Here is a 5666-nt window from a genome sequence, read left to right as displayed (position 1 = left end):
ATTTCATCCACTAATACTTGATATCGACATCCTTACCTTCGTTGCTTAAAGGGTTGCATGCCTCGATAACAACTCCTCTACATTATCCTCCTGCCTCGATGCGTTATTCTAATAAACTGCCTCCCTGCAGGCCCTCTTCGCCTAATTGGATCAACTATTATTGCCTCGTCCCTTAGAGGTTTTAGATAAATTTGAGCTTGCCTTTGATGGCTGGTCGCTATCGGTAAAATCCTCCAACAACCAACCCAGTAACCACAGCCCCCTAACGCTTTATCCTCCGCCTAACTTCTTTTGAATGCCAAGCCGCAGGCACGATTACCAATACGGCTATAATTCCCAATAGCCAAAGGTAGCCTTGCCCAAAAAGGGCGAGTTGGGCGATGTCGGCGGCTTGTTCGTTGTTTACATGTTGGGCGAAGGCGTAGGGGCCAATGGCGGCTTCTTTCGCGATGGAAAAGCCGTAGCTAAAAGCGCTTTCCCAGCCCATGGAAGACATGGATGCATAGGCCTTATACGCGATGGCTGAGGAGCCAAAGCCAATTAATCCAATTCCTACAGTACCCATACCTAATAAACCTATACCCACGGCGCCAATGCTCAGCCCGCCAACGGCCACAATGCCTACGCTAATGGGCGCAACGGTAATGCCGCCCCAGGCAAACAGCAAGCCATAGGCTCGATCACCGCCGGCCACCCATCCCACAACGGGGGCATCATTTTTTTCGGGGGCGCCAAAACGAAAATGCAATAAAGGCACACCCAGCAGGCGAGTTTTACTTTTATATTCACGTTGTTTGGCGTTGGGGCTATCAGAGGGGTGATTAAAGGCGCTAGGGTTAAATAGACGTTCTTGTGCGCGGAGGTCGCGGGCTTTTTTAAACAAAAACAGCGTGAGCCACAGGTAGCTAGCGACAAAACCCACAACCCATACTTGTGAAATAACGGTTAGCAGAGTGATGCTTGCGGTGTGCTGCGCGGCTAAGTACTTAAAACCGAACATGCCTGCCACATAAATAATCGCGAAGATAAAAAACAGTGATACTAAAACAATCACGTTGCGGCGTTCGCGCTGTGTGCGCGATTGCGCCAAGCTGGCCCGCACGCCAAAAAAAGCACTGATTACGCCAGAGAATGCAGCCAATAAAGCCAGCAAGCTGGCCAATTTTACAAGCGAGCCGGCCTTGGCAGCACTGGCGCCTATTACGGCGGCCTGTACCGGTGGCGAGACTAAATTAATGGCCGCCATAACGCCCGTGGTAAAGGCCACACTCGGTGCACTTTTCGCCAGGGTATCCTCAACGAAGGTGACCATGGCTGCTTGTAATAGCTTGCGGCCACGCGATAGGCGCTGTTTCACAACCTCTTCAGTTAAGTCTAGTTCGCTTGCGACATGGGCTACCGAATGGTGCTCGCGGTAAAATAAAACCAACGGTTCGCGATAGTTTTCAGGAATTTTTTCCAGGGTTTGCCATAACAGCGTGCGTTCTTGTTCGCGAATAGCGGATTCCTCAAGCCCCATTTGGCTGGCTTCGTAATCCTGCCCCTCGGTAATATCTTCAGCGCTTTCTAATGGTTGATTGACGGCTTTACGGCGATGGCGGCTAACTTTAAAGCGCAGAATACCGCACAGCCATGACTTGAGTTTCTCGGGATCATTTAGGGTTTCAAGCTTCTTCCATGCCTCTACAAACGTTTCTTGCGCTATGTCCTCACTGTGTTTGATATCGCCAACCGCGCTGTAAGCGACGGAACACAAAAGGCTTTGGTAGCGCGAGACGATCGTGCAAAAAGCATCGCGGTCGCCCCCCAGTGAGGCCATAACCAAAGCGCTATCGCTATTCATTTGCTGTTTTTTTCGTGTGAAAAAGCTCATAAGTTTGTCTTTATTGACTGTGTGATGCTTTTAAGTGCCTATGCCTGGCTAAAAGGTGACAGACATTTGTAAGAAACTCTTCTTCTTTCACCGCGTTTTGTTGCGCGCTGTTTTCGGTGCTTTGGTCCGCTGGCAAAAAAACAATAAATTTTTTGTCACCTTTGTGCGTGCGCTCGGCACTTACTCAATACAACGTTTTAGACCATTCAGGTCGCTAACCTTTAAACTACTTATCCGGGAATACACAATGAATCTGTTTAAATCAGCCGCGCCATTATTTAGCCATAGTATAACTTTAGCCGTACTTTTAGCGGCTTCAAGCAGCAGTTTAGCCGCTGGGTTAGCCGCCGCTATTGATGATTTTAGCCACTCGCGAAATAGCTTAGGTATTGAGCGCCTGTATTTAAGTGATGCCGTAGCCGGTGGTGGTACCACTACAGAGCAAACGCTAAACGAAGGCATATTAACTGTAACGGGTAATATAGTACCGGCGCGTGGCCAACCTGGGTGGGCCAGTGCGGTATTGCCTTTAGGGCCAGAGGGGCAAGCGCAGGACGCCAGCCAATTTAAAGGAATTCGCTTGTTGATTAAAGTGAATGCGGGGAATATTTCCATCACGGCTAATAGCACTGAAGTTACCAATTTCGATTACCACACTCAGCCTATTGCCGTCGCTACAGACGGTAAGTACCACGAAGTGAAAATTCCTTTCAATACGATGAAGCGTGCTTGGTCAGCGCAAACAACTTTAAATGTTAAAACACTGCACAGCCTGAGCATCGTCGCTTTTAGCCCGCAGAAAGGTACCTTTGATTACGCCATTGATGAAATCAGTTTTTATTAATTGAGTGGCGGGCTTGAGGTGATATCGCCATTCAAGCCCATTCAAATCACCAGCCCACTTTTGAATGTGTGCCTTTTACTGCGGATAAACCATGATTCAGCCAACGTTTAACAATCAACGCCTTGATTACCTCGATGCGGTACGCGCTTTTGCTTTGCTGCTAGGCATTGTGTTCCATGCGAGCCTTTCGTTTATGCCCTTGTTTATTGGTTGGGCGGTGATGGATATATCAACAAGCCCGATGGTGTCGGTGTTCATACTTATTTGTCATTCATTTCGTATGGAGCTGTTCTTTTTGATCGCGGGCTATTTTGGCCATAGGGCTTTTCACCGCCAGGGAGCAAAAGCGTTTGTAAAAGCCCGCACCTTACGCATTGCAGTGCCATTTGTGGTTGGCTGGTTTATTTTACGGCCATTGATTGTTTCTGGTTGGATAATGGGCGCTGCCAGCTTGCAGGGCGATGTAGATATAGGCGGTGCTTTGTTGGCCGGTGTTGCCAGCCTAGGTGAGTTGCCTAACGATTTTTTGACCGGCTCGCATTTATGGTTTTTGTACTATTTACTCTTATTGAGTGCGGCTACGTTGGCAATGCGCTACGTTATTTGTCTGCATCCCCCGATCAAATTTAACCTTTCCTTATGGGCCGATACTATTGTACGGATTGTATGTTGCTCACGCTTTTCGGTTATCGCCTTAGCCATTCCCAGCGCTGCATGTTTATGGTTTATGAGCCACTGGGGGGTAGATACACCCGATAAATCATTGATTCCCCATATGCCAATCACATTACTGTATGGCGGTGTTTTCTTATTCGGTTGGCTAATGCACCGCCAAGCCAGCTGCTTGAATAGCTTCTCACGGATTACTACTTTTAAAGTGTTGTTGTGTATTAGTTCTGTAGTGGCAAGTGTGAAACTGGCAGGTTATGAAATGCAAACGGGGCTGCCTTACTACCTTTGGCTAAAGGCTGGATTTACGTTGAGTTACGCACTGATGATGTGGACCTTAATTGCGCTGACGTTAGGGCTATTCCAAATATTATGTACGCGCCCCAACCAAATCATCCGCTACCTCGCCGACGCTTCTTATTGGTTGTACCTTATACACCTCCCGATTGTGGTTTGGCTGCAAATTGCTTTCGCCGAGCTGCCGTTACATTGGGCAATAAAATGGGCTTTTGTCTCCGGTATAACCGTTTTCATATCTCTGATCTTTTACGATCTCTGCGTACGCGCAACGGCGATAGGTGCCTTATTAAATGGGCGTCGAAAGCAACGATTAATGACGCTGAGTAGGGCGAGAGTGGGTGTGTTGTAGGCCAAGGTGAAAAGTATCAGGTAGCTAACTGAGGTTTCCACTTTAGAGGCTGCTTCAGCATCAATTCTATCTCAAAAACTTAATATATTGAGATAGTGCGGGTCATTTATGCTATTGTTATCTCAAAATACTAAGGTTTTGAGATATGAGTGTTAAGCTCCCACCTACAGAACAGGCCAATCCGCTGTCAGTGATTGCAAATAGCTCCCCTGACAAACTCAATGAATACCTCACTTTTTTTAGTCCTATGGATAAGAAGGGGCGTTATCTACCCTATGATGAGCTAAGGCATAGGATAGGCAGTGGCCTTGATCACTCGCTGGTTTGGTCACTTGTAAAAACCTCTCGGCATAGGCAAAAAACTAACATTATTGCGTTAGGTGAGCCGAGTAAGCTATGCCACTACCACTTAACCCCTTTAATACAAAAAGCCATTTCTGAAGTCGATAGAAATACAACCAGTGCCTCCTTAGAGTGGATAAGTAACAAAATTGGTGAGAAGTTTCATATCGGTTATTTGTTGAATGACCTCATTGAGGATGAATCAATTAGCAGTAGCCAGCTTGAAGGCGCGGCTACGACCACAAAAGTTGCGAAAGAATTACTAAAGCGTAATCGCAAGCCTAGGTCTGAAGATGAAAAAATGATTCTGGGTAACTATAAGCTGATGCTATTTGTGTGGGAAAATCGTGATAAGGCATTGAGTTTAGATCTGCTTAGGGAAATGCATCAAATTGGAGTTGAAGGAATCGACGACGATAGCTATGCGCCAGGTAACTTTAGAAAAACAGATGATGTTCACGTTGTGAATTCGGAAGGAGAGGTCGTCCATACACCACCAAAGGCCGAGACGCTAAAAGCTAGGCTCAAGGAAATAGTGGCCTGGGCTAATGAAGATCACGATGAAAGCGACGATCTTTCCTATATTCATCCCTTGATAAAAGCCATTACCCTACATTTTTGTATTGGGTTTGAGCATCCATTTAGGGATGGTAATGGTCGAGTCGCTAGAGCGCTATTTTATTGGTATATGTTTAAGAAAGATTTTTCTTCTTTTAGATATATTGCTATTAGTCTTCTACTTAAAAAATCACCGGTGAAATACGGAAAAAGTTATCTACATAGTGAGTTAGACGAAATGGACTTAACTTATTTTATAGAGCATCAAAGTGGCGTGATAATTCGAGCGATTAAAAAGTTTAAAGAGGCTTATCAGAGTGCGGCGCTTGAAATTGATAAGTTCAATGAATGGCTCTTTAAATCGGGATTATATACAAAGCTTAACGATAAGCAGCGAACAGTATTTCAAGTGGGAAAAAATGATTCGGCCATTACCTTTACAATAAGAAATGTCGAAAAGAATTTGGGCTGTTCCTATAACACGGCTTCATCGGTGTTGAATGGATTGGTCGAATTCGACCTGTTCGATAAATATAAAGAGGGTAGGGAGTGGTTATATAAGATGAAGGATAAAAGTCAAATTATAGATAATTGGAATCGATAGTTAAGCGGCGTGCATGAAATAACTTCCCATTTTTGAATTCCTGGGTGCACGCTTGCCTTCGTTAAAAATATTTGCAATAGCCAGCTATTACGCCATATTTTCGCCTCGTCAAGCAAGCACCCAAAAA

4 protein-coding genes are annotated in these 5666 nt (G+C 45.6%); 3 read left to right on the top strand and 1 reads right to left on the bottom strand.

Going from position 1 to position 5666, the window contains the following annotated elements:
* Positions 1-262 precede the first annotated feature (262 nt).
* Positions 263-1873 (bottom strand): RNA polymerase sigma factor, encoded by a 1611-nt coding sequence (locus AC3A8L_RS19305; protein WP_487963907.1) that lies wholly within the window; start codon positions 1871-1873, stop codon positions 263-265.
* A 247-nt stretch (positions 1874-2120) separates the two neighbouring features.
* Here AC3A8L_RS19305 and AC3A8L_RS19300 point away from each other — a divergent pair, with 247 nt between their 5' ends.
* From AC3A8L_RS19300 to AC3A8L_RS19290, 3 genes are all read left to right on the top strand, one after another.
* Positions 2121-2717: a CIA30 family protein gene (locus AC3A8L_RS19300; protein ID WP_487963906.1), complete on the top strand. Its 597-nt coding sequence runs from the start codon at positions 2121-2123 to the stop codon at positions 2715-2717.
* A 91-nt stretch (positions 2718-2808) separates the two neighbouring features.
* Positions 2809-4035, top strand: coding sequence for an acyltransferase family protein (locus AC3A8L_RS19295; protein WP_487963905.1), 1227 nt, complete (start codon positions 2809-2811; stop codon positions 4033-4035).
* Between the two features lie 145 nt (positions 4036-4180).
* Positions 4181-5539 carry a Fic family protein gene (locus AC3A8L_RS19290; protein ID WP_487963904.1) on the top strand — a complete coding sequence of 453 codons (1359 nt, stop codon included), beginning with the start codon at positions 4181-4183 and terminating at the stop codon, positions 5537-5539.
* Positions 5540-5666: the final 127 nt, after the last annotated feature.

The organism is Marinagarivorans sp. (assembly GCF_982758155.1).
Note: the sequence above shows the minus strand (reverse complement) of the source record. Positions and strands in the feature narration are given on the sequence as shown.